This is a genomic window from Snuella lapsa, from assembly GCF_039539345.1.
Classification (GTDB): domain Bacteria; phylum Bacteroidota; class Bacteroidia; order Flavobacteriales; family Flavobacteriaceae; genus Snuella; species Snuella lapsa.
The window spans coordinates 72,570-97,480 of sequence record NZ_BAABCY010000016.1 but is presented as its reverse complement, the minus strand read 5'-3'; the positions used below and the strand labels follow the sequence as shown (position 1 = coordinate 97,480).

Here is a 24,911-nt window from a genome sequence, read left to right as displayed (position 1 = left end):
AGTTTTATATGATTAAAATTGGAATTATTGGAATAGGCAGAATGGGTAAGATTCATCTAGAAAATCTATCCAGGAAGATAGAAGGTGTGAATCTAATAGCGGCAGTTAATCCAGGTGAGGATGGACAGAAATTTGCGTTACAGCATGGTGTTAAAAATGTCTCCAAAGATGTTGATAGTATTATTAATCACCCGGAGATTGATGCCGTAGTGATAAGTTCTCCTAGTAGTACCCATGCCGAATATGCGGTAAAGGCAGCTCGAAAAGGGAAAGCTGTATTTTGTGAAAAACCCATTGATGGATCTCTTGAAAAGGCTCATGAAACTATAGCCGAGATTTCAGCCCTAAACGTTCCATTTATGATTGGTTTTAACCAAAGATTTGATGTGAATTTCTCAAGAGTGAAAATGGCACTTTCTAATGGGGAAATAGGGCGTTTACGTAATTTACATATCATTAGTAGAGACCCGCAACCACCCCCTATCTCCTATATCAGAACATCGGGAGGTTTATTTCGTGACATGACTATTCATGATTTTGATATGGCAAGGTTCATCATGGGATGCGAGGTTGTTGAAGTTTTTGCATATGGTAATTGTTTGATCGATCCTGCCATTGGAGATGCGGGAGATATTGATAGTGCCACTGTTCTGTTGAAATTTGAGAATGGAGCTATGGCAACTATAGAAAACAGTAGAGAGGCTGTTTACGGATACGACCAGCGGTTAGAAGTGTTTGGGTCTAAAGGTGTAATAAAAGTAGATAACCCATTAAAGAGTCATATGAAAATAGTAGCAGATACAGGAACGTTATCGGACCGTCATTTGAATTTTTTTATGGACCGGTATCAATTGTCATATCTCGAAGAAATGAAGGCGTTTATTACTGCCCTTAATCAGAAAACACCAATGCCTGTTTCGGGAGAAGATGGCCTGAAAGCCATGATATTGGCAGAAGCAGCAAACAGGTCGCTTGTAGAAAATCGACCTGTACAAATAAACAGTATTAATTAAACTCCTAATCATGATGTTATTAAAAGGCACTTTTAGTATATGTTTTACAGTTATATGTCTTATTTCTTGTGTAGAACAGCAAAAGACGAGGTCAAAAACAAGGATGTTTCCAACAGTTGGAAAGATTGAAAGACTTGATGATGCGTTAGATAATGTTATTTCCTCCAAAGCTGTGATAGAAGTGTTATCTACTAATCATGGGTGGTCTGAGGGACCCATATGGTTAAAGGAGGAGCAAAAGTTGGTGTATACAGATGTGAAACATCAAAAATTGTATCAGTGGACAGAAAAAGATAGCGTCACACTGTACCTTGATATGAAAGATACAGATTCAAACAAACCTGGTCCAAGCGCCCTCTTAATTGATGATAATGACAATCTGGTTATTTTGAGATATGGTCATGGTCAAGTAGTGAAAATGAAAAGCCCTATTAGTAAGCCTACAGCTAACTTTAGTGTATTTGTTAATCAATATAATGGGAAGCAGTTTAATAATACCAATGATGCGGTATTTCACTCTAATGGGAATATGATTATGTCCGATCCGCCACCGGTTGTAGCTGATGGTTTAAAAGCAGCAGTATACAGTATAAAACCTGATGGGGCTATAGAGCTGGTTACCGATACACTTTCAAGTCCTAACGGTATTGCCTTTTCTCCAGATGAGAAAACGGTCTATATAGCCAATGCTGATTGGAAAAATGCTATTTGGGTCGCAGCCGATGTAGATGAAAATGGCCATATTTCTAATGGGAGAACGTTTTTTGATGCTACCGGAAATGCTCCAAAAGAAAAAGGACATCCAGACGGATTAAAGGTTAACAAAGAAGGCATTATTTTTGCAACTGGCCCAGGAGGTGTTTATATCTTAGATCCAAATGGGAAGCATTTAGGAACTATTTTAAATGATGAGTTTAACACCAATTGCGTGTTAGATGATAAGGAAGAAATCTTATATATAACATCTGGGCCTAAATTAATGCGAGTGATATTAAAACCTTAAAATAAGATATGTTAAACTTCTAAGGGTGTTGATTAGGTGAAAGCGAGTATGTAATCTAAAACTAATTAGAAAAATAGAAATCTAATTGTTTTTCTCCTTTCTAGGCTTAAAAATAAAAGCACTCGAAAATTTTTGTTTAATTTTTTTTAGAGCCCTGTCTGCCTCTAAACGTGTTCTAAAACTGCCAACCCAAATTTTGAAATTGACAGGTTTTTCAAAAATGTCACTTGCTTTCCAATCGGAAAAAGACTCTTCAAATTCCTTTTTAACCCTTAGGGCTTCTTCCCGGTTACCCGAATAAATTTGGATTTTATAGCGATCAACATCACTTTTGTTTATCTCTTTTTTTAAGTTTAGCAACCCAGGAATATGTCTGTCCTGATTTATACTAACAGTGCCTTGTTGAGAAAAGCCATAATGGCAGATAAGAGCAAAACAAAAAAAGCTAAACAATCGTGGTCGTAAATTTAATGCCTTCATTTATATTGTGTTTTATAGGTTAAGGGCTAACATCCATAAAATCATCAAAATACAATAAACGATTTGCTAAAGGGATGTTTTGTTTTTTTAATATATATGCAAATGTATATGTTATAAACTTAAATGTGGCACAATTTATTATTTAGAATCTCTCTAAATTAACAATTAACACTTCGCTAACATTTCTAAAATCGACTTTAAGTATTACTTTTGCGTGAGTTTTATAACCGTGTTTTTTTATACCGTTAAATGAAAAAATCGTACCAAAGTTTAGAAGTTAATTCAACCAATAATATGAAACAGGTGATTCACCGAAAATTAAGTAACAGTATTCTTCGTTTAGGCTTAATTATTTTATTAGTATTTAGTGCTTCTCTTTCGGCTCAAGAAGGAGACCCAGCAAAAGGAAAGACGTTGTTTAATGCAAATTGTGCAGCTTGTCATCAATTAGATAAGAAAATGACAGGTCCATCTTTGCGTCATGTAGAGCAGCGTTTAGCAGATGAGCAAGGTTTAGATAGAGACTGGATTTTTGCTTGGATTCGAAACAGTCCAGCTGTTATTAAGTCTGGCGATGCTTATGCTAATAAAATTTACAATGAGTATGGTGGAGCAGCCATGACACCATTTCCTCAGCTAACAGATGAGGATTTAAATAATATTCTGGCTTATACTGCTCAAGAAAAAGCAGCTCCTGCTCAAACTTCTGGGGGAGGTGAGGCCACTTCGCAGGTGCCAGCACAAACAGATGGTGTTTCAAATGAAATTATTCTTGGAGCTCTTGCCATATTATTTATATTGTTGGCAGCAGGTTTATTCTTAGTGAATAAGACGTTGCGTCGTTTTGCGGAAGCTCAGAATATTGAGTTGCCCGAAGCGTCTAAAAGAATGCCTTTATGGAAGGCTTTTGCTCAAAACCAGTTCTTGGTATTGGTTACGGCTATTTTCTTATTGTTGGCTAGTGGTTATTTCGTGTATGGTTACATGATGCAAATAGGTGTGGATCAAGGATATCAGCCTGTGCAGCCAATTCATTTTTCTCATAAAATCCATGCAGGTGACAATGGTATAGATTGTAAATATTGTCACTCTTCTGCCCGTGTTAGTAAAACATCAGGAATTCCGTCATTAAATGTTTGTATGAATTGCCATAAGTCGATTTATGAATACAACGGAGAAACCTCTGCAGAGTATACTAAAGAGTTTTACGATGGTGAGATTCAAAAATTATACAAAGCAGCTGGGTGGAGTGATGCCGATCAAAAATATACAGGAGAATCACAACCTGTAAAGTGGGTGCGTATCCATAACTTGCCTGATTTTGTTTATTTCAACCATTCACAGCACGTATCTGTAGCTGGTGTTGAATGTCAAACGTGTCACGGACCAATCGAAACTATGGAGATAGTGGAGCAACATGCGCCTTTAACAATGGGTTGGTGTATAGATTGTCATAGAAAGACCAATGTGAAAGTAGAAGATAATGCTTACTACGCTAAGATACATAAAGAGTTGTCTAAAAAATACGGTGTAGAGAAGTTAACTGCAGCTCAAATGGGCGGGTTAGAATGTGGTAAGTGTCACTATTAGAATAAGTATTAATATTAAATAGATTAATTTTTTAGAATTACGATTGACGAATTACAGTTGGAGAAATTTTGAAAATCTGTAAATAAGTTGACATCGTAAATCAAAAATCAAAAATCGTAAATCAATAATATGTCATCAAACAAGAAATACTGGAAAAGTGTTGAAGAGCTAAACGAGACTAGCTCTATTGTTGAGACGCTAAAACAAAACGAGTTTGTAGAGCAAATTCCAACAGATGCGTTTTTAGGAGATAAAGATGCGTTAGAGGCTAGTTCTACATCCCGTCGCGATTTCTTAAAATACGTAGGTTTTAGTACAGCAGCAGCTTCATTGGCTGCTTGTGAGGGGCCGGTTGTTAAATCGATTCCTTACGTTGTGCAACCTCAAGAAATTATTCCAGGTGTCGCCAATTATTATGCAACGACTATAGCTGATGGATTTGATTTTGCAAGTGTTTTAGTTAAAACTAGAGAAGGTCGTCCAATCAAAATTGAAAACAACACACTTGCGGCTACCAATGGTAGTGCCAATGCAAGAGTCAATGCTTCTGTTTTAGGATTGTATGATAGTTTAAGAGTGCAAGGTCCTAGAAAAGATGGTGAATCAATTTCTTGGAGTGATTTTAATACTGAAACCACAGCGAAATTAGAAGCTCTTAAAGGATCTGGAAAAGATATTGTGTTGTTAACACAAACATTTGCTAGTCCATCTACAACTAAGCTGGTTGCCGAATTTAAGGAAAAGTATGGCAACGTACGTCATGTAGTTTATGATGCCGTTTCAGAATCTGTTGCGTTAGATGCATACCAAGCTAAATATGGTGAACGCGGATTGGCAAATTATGATTTTGCAAAAGCGATGACAATCGTTTCTGTTGGAGCCGATTTCTTGGGTGATTGGCAAGGTGGTGGATTTGATACTGGATATTCTAAAAACAGAGTGCCAAATCATGGGAAGATGTCACGCCACATTCAGTTTGAATCAAACATGTCACTTTCTGGAGCCAATGCCGATAAACGAGTGCCTTTAACACCAAGCGAACAAAAATTAGCTTTAGCTAAATTATATGCTTATGTTGTTGGCGGATCCGTTTCAGGGAACTTGCCAGAAGCAGTTGAGGCAGCTGTGAAAAGTGCTGCAGATCAGCTTAAAAAAGCTGGGAATAAAGGAGTGGTTGTTACGGGTATTCAAGATGTGAATGCACAAACCGTAGCATTTGAAATCAATGAGTATTTAGGAAGTCAGGCTTTTGATCCTAAAACCCCTATAAAAACAAGACAAGGTAATGATAAGGCTGTAGCTAAGCTAATTAGCGATATGAAAGCTGGTACTGTTGGTGCCATCATCATGAGTGGTGTGAATCCTATGTATACATTACCAAATGCAGCAGACTTTGCTGAAGGTCTGGAGAAAACAGAATTATCTGTTGCTTTCTCGATGAAAGAAGACGAAACGTCATCCTTAACACAATATATAGCCGCCGCACCACACTATCTAGAATCTTGGGGTGATGTAGAGCTTAAAAAAGGACATTACGGGCTAACACAGCCAACTATCCGTCCGTTGTTTGATACAAGGCAATTACAAGATGTTTTATTAAAGTGGACAGGAAATGATAGTTCTTACCACGACTATATTAAAGAAACTTGGGGAACAACTATTTTAGGTGGAAGTTCTTTCAATAAGGCATTGCACGATGGAATGTTTGTTGGTACCCTTGCTACAGAAGAAGAAACAACTTCAACTTCAACAGAAGAGGAAATAGCCGACACACCTTCAGGAAATGCAGCCAAAGCACTAGCTGCTTCCGCTAAATCAAGTGGAGGATTAGAATTAACACTATATACCAAAACAGGTATGGGTGATGGTCAACAAGCCAATAACCCATGGTTACAAGAATTCCCAGACCCTATTACCAGAACATCTTGGGATAACTATTTAACCATTTCCAAAGCAGATGCAGAGGCATTGGGCTTAATGAACAAGCATGTAGCCAATGGGGCATTAAATGGTAGCTATGCAAATGTTACGGTAAATGGAGTTACTATAACTGCACCGGTAATGATCCAGCCAGGTCAAGCAAAAGGTTCTGTGGGATTGTCATTTGGTTATGGAAAGACAAAAGGCTTAAAGTCTGAAATGCAAACAGGTGTTAATGCCTATCCTTTATACCATAATTTTAGCAATGTACAAACAGTTACTGTTGAGGCAGTTGCAGGGGAACATGAATTTGCATCAGTACAGTTGCACAATACCCTAATGGGACGAGGAGATATCATTAAGGAAACAACCTTAGAGATATTCAATACGAAAGATAAAAAGCATTGGAACGCTGTTCCCGTGGTATCTTTAAACCATCAGGAAACACCAGTTACATCACCAGATGTAGATCTTTGGGATGAGTTTGATCGTTCTATTGGACATCATTTTAATTTATCGATCGATCTAAATGCTTGTACAGGTTGTGGTGCATGTGTTATTGCATGTCATTCAGAAAACAACGTACCTGTTGTAGGAAAGACTGAAGTAAGACGTAGCCGTGATATGCATTGGTTACGAATAGATAGATATTATTCATCCGAAGAATCTTTTGAAGGAGATGATGCCAAGAAAGATAATATTTCTGGTTTAGGTAGCTCATTAAGTGAGTTTGGTGAAATGGAAAAAGCTTCGGCTAATCCACAAGTAGCTTTCCAACCAGTAATGTGTCAGCACTGTAACCATGCTCCTTGTGAAACAGTTTGCCCAGTAGCGGCAACATCGCATGGTCGTCAAGGTCAAAACCATATGGCATACAACCGTTGTGTAGGTACAAGATACTGTGCTAACAACTGTCCGTATAAAGTACGTCGTTTCAACTGGTTCTTGTACAATGGTAATGATGAGTTCGATTACCATATGAACGACGATTTAGGTCGTATGGTATTGAATCCAGATGTTGTAGTACGTTCTCGTGGGGTTATGGAAAAATGTTCTATGTGTATTCAAATGACACAAAAGACAATCCTTGATGCGAAGCGTGACGGACGTGAGATTAAGGATGGTGAATTCCAAACAGCTTGTTCTGCTGCATGTAGCAATGGCGCAATGGTATTTGGAGATATCAACGATAAGCACAGTAAAGTTGCAGAACTTAAAGAAGATAAACGTATGTATCACTTGTTAGAACATGTTGGGACAAAGCCTAATGTGATGTATCAAACAAAAGTGAGAAATACAACCGAAGCATAATTAAGAAAAAAGTTAGAAGTTAAAAGTATAGCAACTTTAAAACTTTAAACAATAAACAATTAAACAATAAAATATGGCGTCTCATTACGAAGCACCTATTAGAAGACCTTTAGTTGCAGGTGAAAAATCATACCACGACGTTACTGTGGATGTAGCAAGACCTGTAGAAGGGAAAGCCAACAAAGCGTGGTGGATAGTATTCTCTATCTCTCTTGTCGCTTTTCTTTGGGGAATTGGATGTATAATTTATACCATATCCACAGGTATAGGAACTTGGGGTTTGAACAAAACCGTAGGTTGGGCCTGGGACATTACTAACTTCGTTTGGTGGGTAGGTATTGGTCACGCAGGAACACTTATTTCTGCCGTACTTTTGCTGTTCCGTCAAAAATGGAGAATGGCCATTAACCGTTCTGCCGAAGCAATGACGATATTCTCCGTTGTGCAAGCCGGATTGTTCCCTATTATACACATGGGACGTCCTTGGTTAGGTTATTGGGTATTGCCAATACCAAACCAGTTTGGATCATTATGGGTAAACTTTAATTCGCCATTACTTTGGGACGTATTTGCAATTTCAACCTATCTATCGGTATCATTAGTATTCTGGTGGACTGGGTTATTACCCGATTTTGCAATGCTTAGAGACCGTGCTATCAAACCGTTTCAAAAGAAAATATATGCTCTATTGAGTTTTGGTTGGTCTGGTCGCGCTAAGGACTGGCAACGATTTGAAGAAGTGTCATTGGTATTGGCAGGTTTGGCAACACCATTAGTACTTTCTGTACACACTATTGTATCGTTTGACTTTGCAACGTCGGTAATTCCAGGATGGCATACCACTATTTTCCCTCCTTACTTCGTTGCTGGTGCGGTATTCTCTGGATTTGCAATGGTAAACACCTTGCTTATCATTATGAGAAAGGTATGTAACTTAGAAGCTTATATTACAGTACAGCACATCGAATTAATGAACATTATCATTATGATTACAGGTTCTATTGTAGGTGTGGCTTATATAACAGAGCTGTTTATTGCATGGTATTCTGGTGTAGAATACGAACAATATGCATTCTTAAACAGAGCAACAGGACCTTACTGGTGGGCATATTGGGCGATGATGACTTGTAACGTATTTTCTCCACAGTTTATGTGGTTCAAAAAGTTACGTACAAGTATCATGTTCTCGTTCTTTATCTCTATTGTTGTAAACATAGGAATGTGGTTCGAACGTTTTGTAATCATTGTTACCTCATTGCACAGAGATTACCTGCCATCGTCTTGGACAATGTTCTCTCCAACCTTTGTAGATATAGGAATCTTTATTGGAACAATCGGATTCTTCTTTGTACTATTCTTATTATACTCACGAACATTCCCTGTAATAGCACAGGCAGAGGTAAAAACTATTTTGAAGTCTTCTGGTGAGAGCTATAAGAAAATAAGAGAAGCAGGAAACAGTTTGGTAGGAACTGGAGCAGATCCAAGAACCTCTGGAGATAATAATAAAGAAACAAAAAACTAAAAGTAGCATATGGAAGCTTCAAAAGTAATTCACGCTATTTATACAGATGATGATATTTTAATGTCGGCTGTTAAGAAAGTAAAAGCCGAAAGATATCATATAGAAGAGATATATACACCTTTTCCGGTTCATGGATTAGATAAAGCTATGGGCTTGGCCCCAACACGTATTGCAATTACAGCCTTTATCTATGGTTTAATTGGTTTAACAGTTGCCATCGTTATGATGAACTTTATCATGATTGAAGATTGGCCGCAAAACATAGGTGGTAAACCTAGTTTTAGCTATTTAGAGAATATGCCGGCCTTCGTGCCTATTATGTTCGAGTTAACCGTGTTTTTTGCAGCACACTTAATGGTTATTACATTTTACTTACGTAGTAGAATGTGGCCTTTTAAAAATGCTGAAAACCCAGATCCAAGAACAACGGACGATCATTTCTTAATGGAGATAGCCGTTAATGATAATGAAGACGCATTACAAGGTTTACTTAAAGAAACAGGAGCCGTAGAAATTAATTTAGTTGATAAAGCCCATTAATAACAGATATGAAAAGCTTAATTAAAACATTAGTATTAGCAGTCGTTTTAGTATCTGTATCATGTAAAAAAGATACAGCTCCTAACTACCAGTTTATGCCTAATATGTATGAGTCTGCAGGTTACGAAACTTACGGCGAAGCTGCTTTCCCAAATGGCGTAGAAGCACAATTACCGGCCGAAGGTACGGTGGCAAGGGGATTTATTCCTTTCGATATACCAAACACAACAGAAGGGTTTATGTTGGCTAAAGAGTCATTAAAATCACCTTTAGACGCTACACAAGTAGATCTAGTAAGAGGTAAAGAGTTATATGACATTTATTGTGGTATTTGTCATGGTAATAAAGGTAACGGTCAGGGAAATTTGGTAAAACGTGAAAAGATATTGGGTATCCCAAGTTATGATGATGCGGGTAGAGCTATTACAGAAGGAAGTACTTACCACACCATTTATTATGGAAAAAACGCGATGGGTTCTTATGCCAACCAGTTACAAGAAGAAGAGCGTTGGCAAGTGGTAGCATACGTGTTAAAGTTGAAAGCAGATTTAGAAAAGTAAGATAGATAAGATTATTATAGATATGTACACATTTTCAAGTAAGTTAAAGACATTTTCTATCATTCTAATGGTTTTAGGATTGTTAGGTGTTGGATATGGTTTTATGACATCTCAAAAATCTTTAGAAGAAGTTAAAACGATGCTTTCTGAAGAAGCTTCCCATCACGGTGGAGGTCATGGAGAAGCAACACATGCTACTTCAGGACATGATACACATGGAGCTGCAGATGCACATGTAGCAGATGAAGCACACCATGGTGATGAACATGCAGAACACGTGATGCACCAAATTCATAACAGGCCTTATGCTGCATTATACGTAGCGGCATTTTTCTTTATGATGATTGCTTTAGGTGTTTTGGCTTTTTACGCTATACAGTTTGCATCACAAGCTGGTTGGTCTCCCGTACTATTTAGGGTTATGGAAGGTATTACAGCTTATTTATTGCCAGGAGCATTAATCGTATTGGCGATAGCCATTGTAGCTGGCGACCATTTATTTGTTTGGATGAACCCAGATATGGTAAATCCAGAAAGTGAGCACTTCGATGCATTAGTAGCAGGAAAATCAGGTTGGTTAAACAAAACAGGTTTTATTATCAGAGCAATTATTTTTATAGCTGGATGGAGTTTATACCGTCATTTCGCTCGTAAATTTTCAATTGCACAAGATAATGCAGAAGATAATAGCAACTACAAAAAGTCATTCCGTATTGCGGCAGCCTTTTTAGTGTTCTTTATTTATACAGAATCAATGATGTCTTGGGATTGGATTATGAGTGTAGACCCTCACTGGTTCTCTACTTTGTTTGGATGGTACGTATTTGCTAGTATGTTCGTAAGTGGTATTACCGTTTTAGCACTTGTTACACTATACTTAAAATCTAAAGGACATTTAGAGTTTGTTAATGAAAACCACTTGCATGATGTTGCTAAGTTTATGTTTGCATTTAGTATTTTTTGGACCTATTTATGGTTCTCTCAATTCATGCTTATATGGTACTCAAATATACCAGAAGAGGTAACGTATTTTGTAACGCGCTTCCAAGATTATAAGTTACCGTTCTTAGGTATGGTTGCTATGAATTTTGTGTTCCCTATATTATTATTAATGAATGCAGATTATAAGCGTGTACCATGGTTTGTTGTTCTATCTGGTATAGTAATATTAGTAGGACATTATATTGATATCTTCAATATGATAATGCCAGCCACTGTAGGAGACAGATGGTTTATAGGCGTGCCAGAAATAGGAGCTGTTTTACTTTTTGCTGGGTTATTTATATTTGTTGTATTTACTGCGCTAACAAAAGCTCCGTTATTAGCAAAAGGTAACCCATTATTAAAAGAGAGTAAAGAATTTCATTATTAATTTAAGATATAAAGACGAACGATACCAATGACTGCTTTATTAACAATTATAGTTTTAGTATTTATTTTAGTTGCCATTTGGCAAATGGTAAAGATTTTCGATCTGGCTCAAGCCAGAAATGAAAATACACAGGTAGCCAATGACAAAGACAATACATTAAATGGATACTTAATGATAGGCTTTTTGGCTTTCATTTATATTATTACCATTGTATGCTTTGTTAAATGGGGTGATTTACCATTATTGTCGAACTCTGCTTCAGAGCATGGGCCAACAATAGATAACTTAATGATTATCTCATTGGTAATTATTTTTATAGTACAAACTATTACACAATTCCTATTACATTATTTTGCTTTTAAATACAAGGGTGAAAAAGGTAAAAAGGCGTTGTTTTTTGCAGATAATAACAAACTAGAGGCTATTTGGACTATTATCCCGGTAATTGTTTTGGCTGGTTTAATTATTTACGGATTGAATACATGGGTCAACATTATGGGAGTAGATGAAAGCGAAGACCCGTTAGTTGTAGAATTGTACGCCCAGCAGTTTAACTGGAAGGCCAGATATGCTGGATCCGATAACACATTAGGTAAAGCAAATGTACGTTTAATAGATATAGATCGTGCCAATATATTAGGTCTAGATGAATCCGATCCTAATGCTCAAGACGATATCATTACAACCGAATTGCATTTACCAGTAGGGAAACCAGTATTGTTTAAAATGCGTTCCCAAGACGTATTGCACTCAGCATATATGCCACACTTTAGAGCGCAAATGAACTGTGTGCCAGGTATGATTACACAATTTGGATTTACGCCTACAGTAACGACTTCCGAAATGCGTCAAAATCCTGATATTGTTGAAAAAGTAGCTAACATTAATAGAATAAGAGTTGAAAATAGTAAACCCCTTGTTGCTAAAGGTGAAGAACCCTTAGAACGTTATGAGTTCGATTATTTGTTAATATGTAATAAAATTTGTGGTAAATCCCACTACAACATGCAAATGAAGATAGTCGTTGAAACTCAAGAAGAATACGACGCTTGGATTAAGCAACAAAAGGAATTCAAAAACTCTTTAATTAACTAAAAAAGATAAAAACGATATAAGATTATGTCAGCACACGCAGATACTCACGCTCACGACGACCACGGACATCATCATAAAGAAACGTTTGTAACTAAATATATATTTAGTCAGGACCACAAAATGATTGCAAAGCAGTACCTTATAACAGGTACGATTATGGGAGTTATTGGTGTATTAATGTCAATGATGTTCCGTATGCAAATTGCTTGGCCGGAGGAACCTAATGTTTTATTTGAAGCTTTATTGGGCAAATGGGCGCCAGATGGAGTAATGGATGCCGATATTTATTTGGCATTGGTAACAATCCATGGTACCATTATGGTATTCTTTGTATTAACAGCGGGCTTAAGTGGTACATTTAGTAACCTGTTGATTCCATTACAAATTGGAGCAAGGGATATGGCATCTGGATTCTTAAATATGATATCTTATTGGTTATTCTTTTTATCAAGTGTAATCATGGTTATATCGTTGTTCGTTGAAGCTGGACCAGCGGCAGCTGGATGGACAATCTATCCACCTTTAAGTGCCTTGCCAATGGCTCAAGGAGGATCTGGAATGGGTATGACCCTATGGTTGGTATCTATGGCTATATTTATCGCATCGTCATTACTTGGTTCACTTAACTATATAGTAACTGTACTTAATTTACGTACTAAAGGAATGTCTATGACAAGGTTACCATTAACCATATGGGCTTTCTTTATAACAGCAGTAATTGGTGTAGTATCTTTCCCTGTATTGTTGTCTGCTGCATTGCTACTAATAATGGATAGAAGCTTTGGAACTTCATTCTTCCTATCAGATATCTTTATCCAAGGTGAAGTGTTGCACTACCAAGGAGGATCACCAGTATTGTTTGAGCACTTGTTCTGGTTCTTAGGACATCCAGAAGTATATATTGTAATCTTACCAGCAATGGGATTGGTTTCAGAAATTATGGCGTCAAACTCACGTAAACCGATATTTGGTTACCGTGCGATGATTGCTTCTATTTTAGCTATTGCTTTCTTATCGACAATTGTTTGGGGACACCATATGTTTGTATCTGGAATGAATCCGTTCCTTGGGTCTGTATTTACCTTTACAACCTTATTGATTGCAATACCATCAGCAGTAAAAGCATTTAACTGGATTACCACCATTTGGAAAGGAAACTTACAAATGAATCCAGCCATGTTATTCTCAATCGGATTTGTTTCTACCTTTATTACAGGTGGTTTAACAGGGATTATTCTTGGAGATTCTGCTTTAGATATCAACGTTCACGATACGTATTTTGTAGTAGCGCATTTCCACTTGGTAATGGGAATATCTGCACTATATGGAATGTTTGCAGGAATCTACCATTGGTACCCTAAGATGTTTGGACGCATGCTAAATAAGAATTTAGGATATATCCACTTTTGGATAACAGCTGTATGTGCATACGGTGTATTTTTCCCAATGCACTTCATCGGAATGGCAGGTTTACCTCGTCGTTATTATACCAATAGTAACTTCCCTTTATTTGATGATTTAGCAAACGTAAACGTAATCATTACAATATTTGCCTTGGTAGGAGGTGTAGTGCAAATTGTTTACTTATATAACTTCTTTATTAGCATTTTCTACGGAAAGAAAGCTACGCAAAACCCTTGGAGATCTACAACTTTAGAGTGGACAACACCTGTAGAGCATATCCACGGTAACTGGCCAGGTGAAATACCTCACGTACACCGTTGGGCTTACGATTATAGCAAGCCAGGACACGATGTCGATTTCGTACCGCAAACTGTGCCTTTAAAAGAAGGAGAAGAAGAATTACAGCATTAATTCTTAAGAATACAATCTCATCATAGAGAATCGATAACATAATTAAAAGCCTTTCCATTTCGGAAAGGCTTTTTGTTATAGTGCTGTTAATTTGTCTAAGAAATTAACCTCGTCTTGATTTTTGTAGTATTTTCGCATCAAACACCTAAATCTTAAAACTATGAAAAAAATTACTTTACTACTTTTCTTCTCTTTGTTTAACTTTTTTTATATAACAGTAGTTAAAGCACAAATTGTACTTGAAAGTTTTGAAACAGAAACTGTTACTTCAAGTTTATTTACTTCTGGTTCAAAAAGCTTTAATATAGAGAACGGGCAAGTATCAACATTTGCAAACAGTGGTGTTGGGGATTCGCAGAAATACCTTGACAATATAGGCTCTTGTGGATCACAAACAAGTGTGGGTTTTAAAACTACTGATGGGTCAGATATCTATATTCATTCATTATTTGTTTATTCAAGTACTGATTGTTCTGGTGTGCCAGTAAATACAAGTCAAGCGGCTACATTAAAGGCGTATAAGGACAATGCTGAAGTTTTTTCTCTAACAATAGATGATACGGGAGGCGATGTAACCTGGACAAATCAAGAGACCAATGGTTTTACTTTTATCGACTTAGTGAGTTTAGGGTATGGTGATACATTAGTAGATGAAGTTAGTTTGGATTTTTCTGGAGGAACACTTATTTATGCTGCAATCGATGAGATTATTTGGTCACAATCTCCAGTTGGAAACTATAACTTTGAAAACTTTGAAACAGCTTCAGATAATTCAACAACTTTTATTAGTAACAGTCAGTCTTTTACACTTAACAATTCTTTACAAGTCCATACAGATGGAACAAGTATTGGAGCAAGTGAAAGTTTATATTACTTAGATAATTTAGATTCGTCACCTTCGATAATAGCAGATGGAGGAACGCCCTATTCAGCGTCGATTGAAACAACGGACGGGAACGATATTTTTTTAAAAGGGTTTTATCTATATATGAGTAACAATGGTTCTTATAATGACTTGCATTCGGTTGGTGTAACTATAAAAGGCTATAAAGATGGCTCTGGAACACCGGTATTCACCCAGACTTTTTCACCGACTTTTGACGATGATAATAAGGGATTTAATTTTTTAGGTCTTTCCAATATTAATCAAAGTATTCTAATCGATAAATTTGAAGTGGTACCTTTAAATAATACGGTTGGAGGAGCGAACGAAGTACATTATTTAGCAATAGATAATTTATATTTCGAAATCCCTACAGCTCCTACTGTAACTACAACATCTATCTCAATTTTTGATGCCACTTCAGCAACTATGGGAGGTAATGTAACAGCAGATGGAGGAACAACGGTAACAGAAAGAGGTGTTGTTTATGCGATAACGTCTGAAAATGCCAATCCGCAAATAGGAGGTGCTAATGTTATTAAAGATGATAATAGCTCTGGTACAGGAATGTTTAGCGAATCTATTACAGGGTTGACAGCAAATACCCAATATTCGTATGCAGCCTATGCTATTAATAATAAAGGAACAAGTTATGGAGTTGTAAAAACATTTGTTACAGGAACTTTAGGGCTGGAGCAGGATCTGTTAAAAGATTCTGTAAGTATATTTCCAAATCCAATAGGAGAAGCATTATTTGTTAAAACAAAAAGCAATGTGCAAATTGAAAGCATAGAAGTGTATGATTTAACAGGAAAGAAATTGAAAGTCTTTAAGCAGATAACAGAAAAACTAGATTTTTCAGACTTGAGCATAGGATTATATATTATCAATATACACTCAAATAAAGGCACGATATCAAAATCCATTATTAAGGAGTAATAGAAACAATGTATAATTAAAGGACTTTCCATTTCGGAAAGGCTTTTTGTTTATATTTGCTTATGTTGTTTTTTGTTACTATTGATCAGAAAAAATTAAATTGAAACGAATGTCACCCTGAGCGAAGTCGAAGGGGCTTTAATATGAACGAGAACCTAGATCCATCAAGCGAACATTTTTCACCAGAAGAGTTGGATGTTGAAAGAAAGTTAAGACCCTTGTCGTTTAGTGACTTTACAGGGCAAGATCAGGTGCTGGAAAATCTTCAGATATTTGTTAAAGCTGCAAATTTAAGAACAGAAGCCCTCGATCATACACTCTTTCATGGACCTCCGGGGCTTGGGAAAACGACCTTGGCGCATATTTTAGCTAACGAATTAGACGTAGGGATAAAGGTGACTTCAGGGCCTGTATTGGATAAACCAGGTGACTTGGCTGGCTTACTTACCAATTTAGAAGAACGCGATGTGCTGTTTATAGATGAGATCCACCGGTTAAGCCCTGTTGTCGAAGAGTATTTATACTCGGCTATGGAAGATTATAAGATTGACATTATGATCGAGTCGGGGCCTAACGCACGATCGGTACAAATAAACTTAAATCCGTTTACTCTAATAGGTGCGACAACACGATCTGGGTTATTAACATCTCCCATGCGTGCGCGTTTCGGTATTCAAAGCAGACTACAGTACTACAAAACAGATTTGTTAACTACCATTGTACAACGTAGTGCCAGTATTTTAAGAGCACCTATTACTATGGAGGCAGCCATAGAAATAGCTGGACGAAGTAGGGGAACGCCCAGAATTGCGAATGCTTTGCTTAGGCGGGTGCGGGATTTTGCACAAATAAAGGGCAATGGTACTATAGATATTACCATAGCTAAATTTGCGCTCGAAGCATTAAATGTTGATGCCCACGGTTTGGACGAAATGGATAATAAAATTCTATCAACCATTATAGATAAGTTTAAAGGTGGTCCTGTGGGGATTTCAACCATAGCAACAGCCGTTAGCGAAAGTCCGGAAACTATTGAAGAAGTTTACGAACCATTCTTAATACAACAAGGGTTTATAATGCGAACACCCCGTGGTCGTGAAGTTACAGAGCAAGCCTATAAACATTTAGGGCGTGTAAAAGGAGGTATTCAAGGAGGATTGTTTTAATGCGTTGTTCTGAAATGATTTTCGGATGACCTAATGGATTTAAAAAATAAACATACCCAACTCATAAAAACCGAAGCCAAACGCCTCGGTTTTTTATCTTGTGGCATAAGTAAAGCAGCCTTTTTAGAAGAAGAAGCACCTCGGTTGGAAAGTTGGCTTAAGAAGCATAGGAATGGCCAAATGCAATATATGGAGAACCATTTCGATAAGCGTTTGGATCCTACCAAACTTGTCGACGGATCAAAATCGGTTGTTTCACTATTATTAAACTATTATCCAGACCAGAAGCAAACAGAAGACACCCATAAACTTTCAAAGTATGCCTATGGCACCGATTACCATTTTGTTATAAAGGACAAACTAAAGTCGTTACTGCAATTTATTCAGGATAATATAGGAGAAGTTCATGGAAGGGCTTTTGTGGATTCAGCTCCGGTCTTAGATAAAGCTTGGGCCGCCAAAAGTGGTTTGGGCTGGATAGGTAAGCATAGTAATCTGTTGACCCAACAAGTAGGATCGTTTTATTTTATAGCAGAATTGATTATTGATTTAGAGTTAGAATACGATTTGCCAACAACCGATCACTGTGGTACCTGTACAGCCTGTATCGACGCTTGTCCTACACAAGCGATAATTGAACCTTATGTGGTTGATGGTAGTAAGTGTATATCCTATTTAACTATAGAACTAAAAGACAACATACCGTCAGAATTTAAAGGCAAAATGGACGATTGGATGTTTGGCTGTGATGTATGCCAGGATGTCTGTCCTTGGAATCGTTTTTCTAAGCCCCACAATGAGCCTCTTTTTAATCCCCATCCCGAGTTGTTGTCCATGACAAAAAAGGACTGGGAAGAGATTACCGATGACACCTTTAAGAAACTATTTAAAAAATCGGCAGTTAAGCGAACCAAGTTTTCTGGGTTGAAGCGGAATATTGATTTTTTAAAGGATTAGAAGTCTCTTTTATTTTATTAACTTACCGGCTTTCTAACTTTATTAAAAACAAGCAATGCGAAAATCATCGTTGATATTTATACTTGCTATACTCGTTTTTCAAAGCCTTTTAGGGCAAGAAACTAAGGAACGCCTAAAAGAGATGTCATTTATTGCCAAACATTTGGAATGGAAAGGTGTAGCCGTTCAAGATAATGATTACACAATATGGGGTTGTGCCCCAATACAAGATGATAAAGGAAAAACACATTTGTTTGTAGCTAGGTGGCCCGAAAAAAACGTAGATCCAGCCTGGCGTAAATCGTCAGAGATTGCACATTATGTGGCAGATACTCCTGAAGGGCCTTTTAAATTCTCAGATATAGCCATTGCAGGGACTGGAAAAAATACTTGGGACAAGTATGCGCCCCACAATCCAGAAATAAAAAGAGTAGGTGATACCTATGTGCTATTGTATATAGGAAACACCAATTACAAACAGCCGCCACACCCCAGTAACCAAAGTATAGGAATGGCAATTTCGAAGTCACCTTATGGGCCATGGAAAAAAGTAGGTGTTGATGGTAAGATTTTAGATGCTAACAATCCGAATAAGTGGAATTATAAATCACGAAATGGTGTAGCAAACCCAGCATTTTTAGCTTTTAATGGAAAGTATTATTTATACTTTAAATCAGTTGGAAAACAAGGACTGCAATATGGGTTGGCCATTGCCGATCGTTTGGAGGGACCTTACACTATAACCGATACGCCAGTAACTTCCAATAAGGGAACCTTAGAGGATGGTACCGTTTTTCTATATCAAGATGCAGTATATCTGCTAACAACAGATAACCATGGCAACAACACAGGCATTGTTGGTGGCGGAACTTTATGGAAATCTAAAGATGGTAAAACTTTTAAGATAGAAGAAGCTACAATAGGTTACAATAGGTTGCCTGAATATTACAAAGATTATGATGAGAAGAAGCTCGTTAAAATTTATGGTTCTGACCCTAAATTGGAACGCCCCAAAATATTGATGATAAATAATAAACCAGCCTATCTCTACGGTCCCAGCGGTTGGAATATTTTTGGAGGAGATCGTTGCGTAGGTCACGTTCTAAAAATAAATTTAAATTAGTATTAGGTTGGTATGAAGTATTTTAAATTAATGGCTGTTTTTATTGTTATTTGGAGTAGTCATGTTTTTGGACAATTAAAACCTATAGATGTGATCCTAATTGGAGGGCAATCCAATGCTACTGGTCAGGGCTATATGAAAAATATCCCTAAAGATTTTAAAATAGATTCTAAGGTTTTGTTTTACTATTCAAAGTGGTTAGGAGGAGGAGGGCTCCCTATGACATGGCAACCTTTATGTCAGGCATCAGAGACACCAGATAAATTTGGGGTGGAATTGAGTTTGGGGACAGAACTTCAGTACTTATACCCAGATAAGAAGTTTGCTGTCATCAAGCATGCGTTGTCCGGATCAAATCTTTACGAACAATGGAATCCAGGGAAGAATAATAGAGATACGGTACATTTTGGAAGTGAATATAAAAAGTTTATCAACACAGTTACAAGTGGACTCGAAACTTTGAGAAATATGGGCTACAAGCCAACCATTAGAGCTATGGTTTGGCAACAAGGTGAGGCAGATGCGCGAGATATCGCTGGTATGGAGAACTCAGTAAACTATGGGATACGTTTGAATACGTTTATTAAGAGGATTAGAAGACAATTACACGCCAATAACATGTTGTTTATTTATGGATATGTAATTCCTAAGCCATTACCACGATTTACTGGTCGTGAACAAGTAAGGGATGCTCAAAGAAGGGTCGCGCAAGATTCAGAAGATCAACTTTCAGTAAAAAAGGCATTCGTAATCGATACAGATGATTTGTCTTTAAGAAGTGATGAACCAAACTCCCCCTATCCCAATGATGTAGTTCATTTTAATACCCTAGGTATTCTGGAGTTGGGAAAACGGTTTGCAAAAAAATACCATCAAGAAATTAACAAAAAATAGACCACGATGATAAGTAAAATTTATGTTGCTTTAATCACATCACTATTGCTTTACTGTTGTGAGAAACCAAGCAAGGATAAGTCCCATACAAAAACGCCTAATATTGTGTTCTTTTTTGTTGACGATATGGGGTGGCAAGATACATCATTGCCATTTTATAAAGATACTACGCAGCTAAATAAACAATATTACACACCTAATATGGTGCAATTAGCCAAAGATGGCGTAAAGTTTACCCAGGCTTATGCAACTGCTGTTTGCTCTCCTTCCCGTATTAGTTTAATGACAGGAATGAATGCTGCCAGACATCGGGTTACCACTTGGACTTTAAGAAAAGATAAATCACCAGAACCACCCCATTCTAGTTTAACCCCACCCCAATGGAATGTTAACGGACTTAGTGCAGAACCAGATCAAGAGAAAGCTGTTTATGCAGAAACCTTACCTGGGTTGTTACAAAAAGCGGGGTATAGAACCATTCACGTTGGAAAAGCACATTTTGGAGCTAAAGACACTTCTGGGGAAGATCCTACCAATCTGGGGTTTGATGTAAATATAGCTGGTCATGCAGCCGGAGGCCCGGGAAGTTATTTGGCAAAAAACAATTTTAGTGCCCACTGGCGGTCACCAGGAAATCACATTTGGGATGTCCCAGGATTGGAAAAGTATCATGGGACAGATATTTATCTTACCGAAGCCTTAACAGAGGAAGCAAATAATGCTATTAATAAAGCAGTAGAGCAAGGAAAACCTTTTTATTTGTATATGTCCCATTATGCAATCCACGCCCCTTGGGAGAAAGACGATCGTTTTTATCAAAAGTATAAAGAGCGTGGATTAAGCGAATTTGATGCAGTCTATGCTTCAATGTTAGAAGGTATGGATAAGTCCTTGGGAGATATAAGAGCAAATCTAAAACGATTGGGAGTGGATAAGAATACAATTATTGTGTTTATGTCAGATAACGGAGCTCCTAAACAGGCAGCTAGAAACTTACCGCTTCGAGGACATAAATTGACCCCTTACGAAGGTGGAATACGGGTTCCCATGATTGTAAATTGGCCGGACGTTACAAAAGCAGGCTCTGTAAGCGATCAATATATAATAATCGAAGATATATTTCCTACTTTTTTGGAGATGGCTAATATGCCAGAAGCCGCTCAAACCAGTAAGGATGGTGTTAGTTTTGTGCCATTGTTAAAAAAAGAAGACACTTATGAAAAAGCCCGACCCATTTATTGGCATTACCCTAATACCTACGATCAACCACCATACAGTGCAATTCGAAAAGGTGATTGGAAATTAATTTACCACCATGTTAATAGAAAAATTGAGCTATTTAATCTTAAGGAAGATATTAGCGAGCAAAATGACTTGGTACATGAAGAAACAGAAAAAGCCAAAGCCTTGGCAGATTTGCTTTCCAAGTATTTAAAAGAAACAAAAGCGCAAATGCCAATTGATAAAAGTACAGGAAAAGAAGTGGCTTATCCTATAGATACTATGTAATCAAATCTACATGCTTTATTTGCTTTTGCAGGCGTCAAATTCTTAAAAGAATAGTAGTTTACTTAATAGGATTATTATATTTGTCAGTTAAAGAACCCCTTGTTAAGTAGACATGTAGGGTTTCAGTTATTTGTTATTATTTAATGAAGTATTCATGACTATATCCCTAGTTGCACAAAGGCGTGATATTAAATGTGTTACATATGTGTGCCGAAGGCAATCTAATTAAGGTCATTGAAAATAATTAAAAAAGTAGACAAAAGTAAACTAACTATTTTTAGATATGAGTGAAGAAAGTAAACGTAGAGAGGCCCTTATATATCACGCTAAACCTACACCAGGGAAAATAAAAGTGGTGCCAACTAAAAAATATGCAACACAAAGAGATTTATCTTTGGCATATTCTCCGGGAGTAGCAGAACCTTGCTTAGAAATAGAAAAAGACAAAGACAAAGCCTACAAGTATACCGCTAAAGGGAATTTAGTGGCCGTTATATCTAATGGAACAGCCGTTTTGGGCTTAGGGAATATTGGTCCTGAAGCATCAAAGCCTGTTATGGAAGGTAAAGGTTTATTATTTAAAATTTTTGCTGACATTGATGTTTTTGATATCGAAGTCGATACCGAAAATGTCGATGAATTTATAGAAACTGTTAAAAAGATAGCCCCTACGTTTGGAGGTATCAATCTAGAGGACATCAAAGCACCAGGCGCTTTTGAAATTGAAAGGCGTTTAAAGGAAGAACTGGATATCCCTGTAATGCATGACGATCAACATGGTACGGCCATTATATCGGCAGCGGCTCTTTTAAATGCGTTAGAACTTACCGAAAAGAAAATAGATGAAGTAAAGATTGTTATAAGTGGAGCAGGCGCAGCAGCCATATCATGTTCGCGTTTATATCAAGCATTTGGGGCAAAGCGGGAAAATATGGTTATGTTGGACAGCAAAGGCGTTATTCGCGATGACAGACCAGATTTATCAAGAGAAAAAGCCGAATTTGCAACACACAGAAAAATAGATACACTTGAAGAGGCTATGAAAGATTCCGATGTCTTTATAGGGCTTTCTATGGCAAACGTGTTATCACCAGAAATGCTATTGTCTATGGCAAAAGATCCCATTGTATTTGCCATGGCCAATCCCGATCCGGAAATAAAATACGATCTGGCTATAAAAACCCGCAAAGATATCATTATGGCAACAGGCCGTAGCGATCACCCAAACCAAGTAAATAATGTCCTTGGTTTCCCGTTTATCTTTAGAGGGGCTCTTGATGTGCGCGCTACGAAAATTAATGAAGCCATGAAAATGGCTGCCGTAGAAGCTTTGGCCAGATTGGCAAAAGAACCTGTGCCAGAACAAGTGAATATTGCTTATGGTGAAACACGCTTGGCTTTTGGACGTGACTACATCATCCCAAAACCTTTCGATCCGCGATTAATAGCAGAAGTACCTCCCGCTGTAGCAAAAGCTGCAATGGATAGTGGTATTGCTAAAAAGCCTATTACCGATTGGGAGAAGTATAGAGATAGTCTGTTAGAGCGCCTAGGATCGGATAATAAACTTGTAAGGTTGTTGCTTAATAGGGCAAAATTAGATCCTAAACGTGTAGTATTTGCCGAGGCAGATCAGTTAGATGTCTTAAAAGCAGCACAAATAGTATATGAGGAAGGTATTGCCTATCCTATTTTATTAGGAAGAAAAGACGACATAGAACGCCTTAAGGCCGAAATTGAATTTGATGCCGATGTTCCCATTATAGATCCTAAATCGGATGAAGAAGAAGCCCGTAAAAATGAATACGCCAAGGTGTATTGGCAACAACGCAAACGACGCGGTGTAACCTATTACTCAGCACAAAAGTTAATGCGCGAGCGTAATTACTTTGCTGCCATGATGGTTAACGAAGGCGATGCCGATGCCTTAATTTCGGGATATTCCCGCAGTTATCCATCAGTAGTAAAACCAATGCTTGAACTTATTGGAATGGCTAAAGGGTCAACACGAGTGGCTACTACAAACTTAATGATGACCAAAAGAGGTCCCTTGTTCTTAAGTGACACCTCTATTAACATAGATCCCAATGCGAAAGATCTTGCTAAGATAACACAAATGACATCTAAGGTCATTAAAATGTTTGGATTGGATCCTGTGCTAGCAATGGTTTCCTATTCAAATTTTGGGTCTTCAGAAAATGAAAGAGCATCAAAAGTTAGGGAAGCCGTTTCGTATTTGCACCGCCATTATCCAGATATGCATGTAGACGGAGAGTTGCAAACCGATTTTGCGTTAAACGATGAAATGCTTCGTGAGAAATTCCCATTTTCTAAGTTAGTTGGTAAAAAAGTAAATGCATTGATTTTTCCTAACTTAGATTCAGCTAACATTACCTATAAATTATTAAAAGAGTTGCACGAAGCAGATTCTATTGGGCCTATTATGATGGGTATGCGTAAACCAGTTCATATCCTTCAATTAGGTGCGAGTGTTGATGAAATTGTAAACATGACTGCTATTTCTGTAATCGATGCACAGCAAAAGGGAAAGTGGGATATAGAAAATAAGACAAGTAAGTAAAAAGTGAAATTAAATTTCTTACATTTGATAGGTTAACAAATTGCTATAAATGATAACACATATTCAAGGAAGACTTGTTGAAAAAAATCCAACAAATGTTGTTATTGATTGTAATGGAGTGGGGTACATGTTGCACATCTCATTACACACCTTCTCTCAAATCCCAGATGGTGAACACTTAAAATTATACACACATCTTCAGGTAAAAGAAGATGCGCATACACTTTATGGATTTGCCTCATCGGCAGAACGGGAGATTTTTAGGTTGCTAATATCCGTAAGTGGTATTGGGGCAGGCATTGCCCGTACTATGCTATCGTCCTTAACACCAAAACAAATCCGGGAAGGGATAGCTAGTAATGATGTTGCTTTAATTCAATCTGTTAAAGGTATAGGTGCAAAAACGGCACAACGGGTCATTTTAGACCTCAAAGATAAAATCTTAAAGATTTACGATCTAGACGAAGTTTCCGCACCTCAAGGCAATACCAATAAAAATGAAGCGTTATCAGCTTTAGAAGTTCTCGGTTTTGTTAAAAAACAGGCCGAGCGCGTTGTAGATAAAATTATTGTAGCACAGCCTGATGCTAGTGTTGAAACCATTATAAAACAGGCTTTAAAAAACTTATAATAAA

Annotated in this window: 19 protein-coding genes; 18 read left to right on the top strand and 1 reads right to left on the bottom strand. The window is 37.3% G+C overall.

What is annotated here, in order from left to right; genetic code table 11:
* The first annotated feature begins 8 nt into the window (after positions 1–8).
* Positions 9–1,013, top strand: coding sequence for an inositol 2-dehydrogenase (gene iolG / locus ABD792_RS02735; RefSeq protein ID WP_345004234.1), 1,005 nt, complete (start codon positions 9–11; stop codon positions 1,011–1,013).
* 10 nt (positions 1,014–1,023) lie between these two features.
* Positions 1,024–2,016, top strand: coding sequence for an SMP-30/gluconolactonase/LRE family protein (locus ABD792_RS02730; protein WP_345004233.1), 993 nt, complete (start codon positions 1,024–1,026; stop codon positions 2,014–2,016).
* Between the two features lie 81 nt (positions 2,017–2,097).
* On the opposite strand, the gene ABD792_RS02725 is transcribed toward ABD792_RS02730, so the two are convergent.
* Positions 2,098–2,496 (bottom strand): SPOR domain-containing protein, encoded by a 399-nt coding sequence (locus tag ABD792_RS02725; RefSeq protein WP_345004232.1) that lies wholly within the window; start codon positions 2,494–2,496, stop codon positions 2,098–2,100.
* Positions 2,497–2,790: 294 nt separating this feature from the next.
* Between ABD792_RS02725 and ABD792_RS02720 the strand changes: the two genes are divergently transcribed.
* The 16 genes from ABD792_RS02720 (at position 2,791) to ruvA (ending at position 24,907) form a co-directional block, all read left to right on the top strand.
* Entirely contained in the window at positions 2,791–4,086 is a 1,296-nt protein-coding gene (locus ABD792_RS02720; protein ID WP_345004322.1) for a cytochrome c3 family protein, read from the top strand.
* Positions 4,087–4,215: 129 nt separating this feature from the next.
* Entirely contained in the window at positions 4,216–7,317 is a 3,102-nt protein-coding gene (locus tag ABD792_RS02715; protein ID WP_345004231.1) for a TAT-variant-translocated molybdopterin oxidoreductase, read from the top strand.
* Between the two features lie 73 nt (positions 7,318–7,390).
* Entirely contained in the window at positions 7,391–8,842 is a 1,452-nt protein-coding gene (gene nrfD, locus ABD792_RS02710; protein ID WP_345004230.1) for an NrfD/PsrC family molybdoenzyme membrane anchor subunit, read from the top strand.
* 9 nt (positions 8,843–8,851) lie between these two features.
* Positions 8,852–9,382, top strand: coding sequence for a DUF3341 domain-containing protein (locus tag ABD792_RS02705; RefSeq protein ID WP_345004228.1), 531 nt, complete (start codon positions 8,852–8,854; stop codon positions 9,380–9,382).
* Positions 9,383–9,390: 8 nt separating this feature from the next.
* The gene (locus tag ABD792_RS02700) at positions 9,391–9,942 is read left to right on the top strand and encodes a c-type cytochrome (protein WP_345004227.1); all 552 of its coding nucleotides are present in this window, start codon (positions 9,391–9,393) and stop codon (positions 9,940–9,942) included.
* Between the two features lie 22 nt (positions 9,943–9,964).
* On the top strand, positions 9,965–11,314 hold the full coding sequence (locus ABD792_RS02695; RefSeq protein ID WP_345004226.1) for a quinol:cytochrome C oxidoreductase: 1,350 nt from the start codon (positions 9,965–9,967) through the stop codon (positions 11,312–11,314).
* Between the two features lie 27 nt (positions 11,315–11,341).
* Positions 11,342–12,409 (top strand): cytochrome c oxidase subunit II, encoded by a 1,068-nt coding sequence (locus ABD792_RS02690; protein ID WP_345004225.1) that lies wholly within the window; start codon positions 11,342–11,344, stop codon positions 12,407–12,409.
* A 24-nt stretch (positions 12,410–12,433) separates the two neighbouring features.
* Positions 12,434–14,224 (top strand): cytochrome c oxidase subunit I, encoded by a 1,791-nt coding sequence (locus ABD792_RS02685; RefSeq protein WP_345004224.1) that lies wholly within the window; start codon positions 12,434–12,436, stop codon positions 14,222–14,224.
* Positions 14,225–14,384: 160 nt separating this feature from the next.
* Positions 14,385–16,046, top strand: coding sequence for a T9SS type A sorting domain-containing protein (locus ABD792_RS02680; protein WP_345004223.1), 1,662 nt, complete (start codon positions 14,385–14,387; stop codon positions 16,044–16,046).
* Between the two features lie 143 nt (positions 16,047–16,189).
* Positions 16,190–17,212 carry a Holliday junction branch migration DNA helicase RuvB gene (ruvB, locus tag ABD792_RS02675; protein ID WP_345004222.1) on the top strand — a complete coding sequence of 341 codons (1,023 nt, stop codon included), beginning with the start codon at positions 16,190–16,192 and terminating at the stop codon, positions 17,210–17,212.
* 33 nt (positions 17,213–17,245) lie between these two features.
* A complete protein-coding gene (gene queG, locus ABD792_RS02670) occupies positions 17,246–18,169 on the top strand; it encodes a tRNA epoxyqueuosine(34) reductase QueG (protein ID WP_345004220.1) in 924 nt (307 codons plus the stop codon).
* Positions 18,170–18,224: 55 nt separating this feature from the next.
* Positions 18,225–19,292: a glycoside hydrolase family protein gene (locus tag ABD792_RS02665; RefSeq protein ID WP_345004219.1), complete on the top strand. Its 1,068-nt coding sequence runs from the start codon at positions 18,225–18,227 to the stop codon at positions 19,290–19,292.
* Between the two features lie 12 nt (positions 19,293–19,304).
* A complete protein-coding gene (locus ABD792_RS02660) occupies positions 19,305–20,186 on the top strand; it encodes a sialate O-acetylesterase (RefSeq protein WP_345004218.1) in 882 nt (293 codons plus the stop codon).
* A gap of 6 nt (positions 20,187–20,192) precedes the next feature.
* Positions 20,193–21,695: a sulfatase gene (locus ABD792_RS02655; RefSeq protein ID WP_345004217.1), complete on the top strand. Its 1,503-nt coding sequence runs from the start codon at positions 20,193–20,195 to the stop codon at positions 21,693–21,695.
* A gap of 283 nt (positions 21,696–21,978) precedes the next feature.
* Complete coding sequence (locus ABD792_RS02650) at positions 21,979–24,276, top strand: NADP-dependent malic enzyme (RefSeq protein ID WP_345004216.1); 2,298 nt, start codon at positions 21,979–21,981, stop codon at positions 24,274–24,276.
* 49 nt (positions 24,277–24,325) lie between these two features.
* A complete protein-coding gene (ruvA, locus tag ABD792_RS02645; protein ID WP_345004215.1) occupies positions 24,326–24,907 on the top strand; it encodes a Holliday junction branch migration protein RuvA in 582 nt (193 codons plus the stop codon).
* The last annotated feature ends 4 nt before the right edge of the window (positions 24,908–24,911 follow it).

What these genes read in the sequence shown, in the direction of transcription:
- iolG (WP_345004234.1), top strand. Translation starts at nt 9, where the DNA reads ATGATTAAAATTGGAATTATTGGAATAGGCAGAATGGGTAAGATTCAT.
- ABD792_RS02730 (WP_345004233.1), top strand. Translation starts at nt 1,024, where the DNA reads ATGATGTTATTAAAAGGCACTTTTAGTATATGTTTTACAGTTATATGT.
- ABD792_RS02725 (WP_345004232.1), bottom strand. Translation starts at nt 2,496, where the DNA reads ATGAAGGCATTAAATTTACGACCACGATTGTTTAGCTTTTTTTGTTTT.
- ABD792_RS02720 (WP_345004322.1), top strand. Translation starts at nt 2,791, where the DNA reads ATGAAACAGGTGATTCACCGAAAATTAAGTAACAGTATTCTTCGTTTA.
- ABD792_RS02715 (WP_345004231.1), top strand. Translation starts at nt 4,216, where the DNA reads ATGTCATCAAACAAGAAATACTGGAAAAGTGTTGAAGAGCTAAACGAG.
- nrfD (WP_345004230.1), top strand. Translation starts at nt 7,391, where the DNA reads ATGGCGTCTCATTACGAAGCACCTATTAGAAGACCTTTAGTTGCAGGT.
- ABD792_RS02705 (WP_345004228.1), top strand. Translation starts at nt 8,852, where the DNA reads ATGGAAGCTTCAAAAGTAATTCACGCTATTTATACAGATGATGATATT.
- ABD792_RS02700 (WP_345004227.1), top strand. Translation starts at nt 9,391, where the DNA reads ATGAAAAGCTTAATTAAAACATTAGTATTAGCAGTCGTTTTAGTATCT.
- ABD792_RS02695 (WP_345004226.1), top strand. Translation starts at nt 9,965, where the DNA reads ATGTACACATTTTCAAGTAAGTTAAAGACATTTTCTATCATTCTAATG.
- ABD792_RS02690 (WP_345004225.1), top strand. Translation starts at nt 11,342, where the DNA reads ATGACTGCTTTATTAACAATTATAGTTTTAGTATTTATTTTAGTTGCC.
- ABD792_RS02685 (WP_345004224.1), top strand. Translation starts at nt 12,434, where the DNA reads ATGTCAGCACACGCAGATACTCACGCTCACGACGACCACGGACATCAT.
- ABD792_RS02680 (WP_345004223.1), top strand. Translation starts at nt 14,385, where the DNA reads ATGAAAAAAATTACTTTACTACTTTTCTTCTCTTTGTTTAACTTTTTT.
- ruvB (WP_345004222.1), top strand. Translation starts at nt 16,190, where the DNA reads ATGAACGAGAACCTAGATCCATCAAGCGAACATTTTTCACCAGAAGAG.
- queG (WP_345004220.1), top strand. Translation starts at nt 17,246, where the DNA reads ATGGATTTAAAAAATAAACATACCCAACTCATAAAAACCGAAGCCAAA.
- ABD792_RS02665 (WP_345004219.1), top strand. Translation starts at nt 18,225, where the DNA reads ATGCGAAAATCATCGTTGATATTTATACTTGCTATACTCGTTTTTCAA.
- ABD792_RS02660 (WP_345004218.1), top strand. Translation starts at nt 19,305, where the DNA reads ATGAAGTATTTTAAATTAATGGCTGTTTTTATTGTTATTTGGAGTAGT.
- ABD792_RS02655 (WP_345004217.1), top strand. Translation starts at nt 20,193, where the DNA reads ATGATAAGTAAAATTTATGTTGCTTTAATCACATCACTATTGCTTTAC.
- ABD792_RS02650 (WP_345004216.1), top strand. Translation starts at nt 21,979, where the DNA reads ATGAGTGAAGAAAGTAAACGTAGAGAGGCCCTTATATATCACGCTAAA.
- ruvA (WP_345004215.1), top strand. Translation starts at nt 24,326, where the DNA reads ATGATAACACATATTCAAGGAAGACTTGTTGAAAAAAATCCAACAAAT.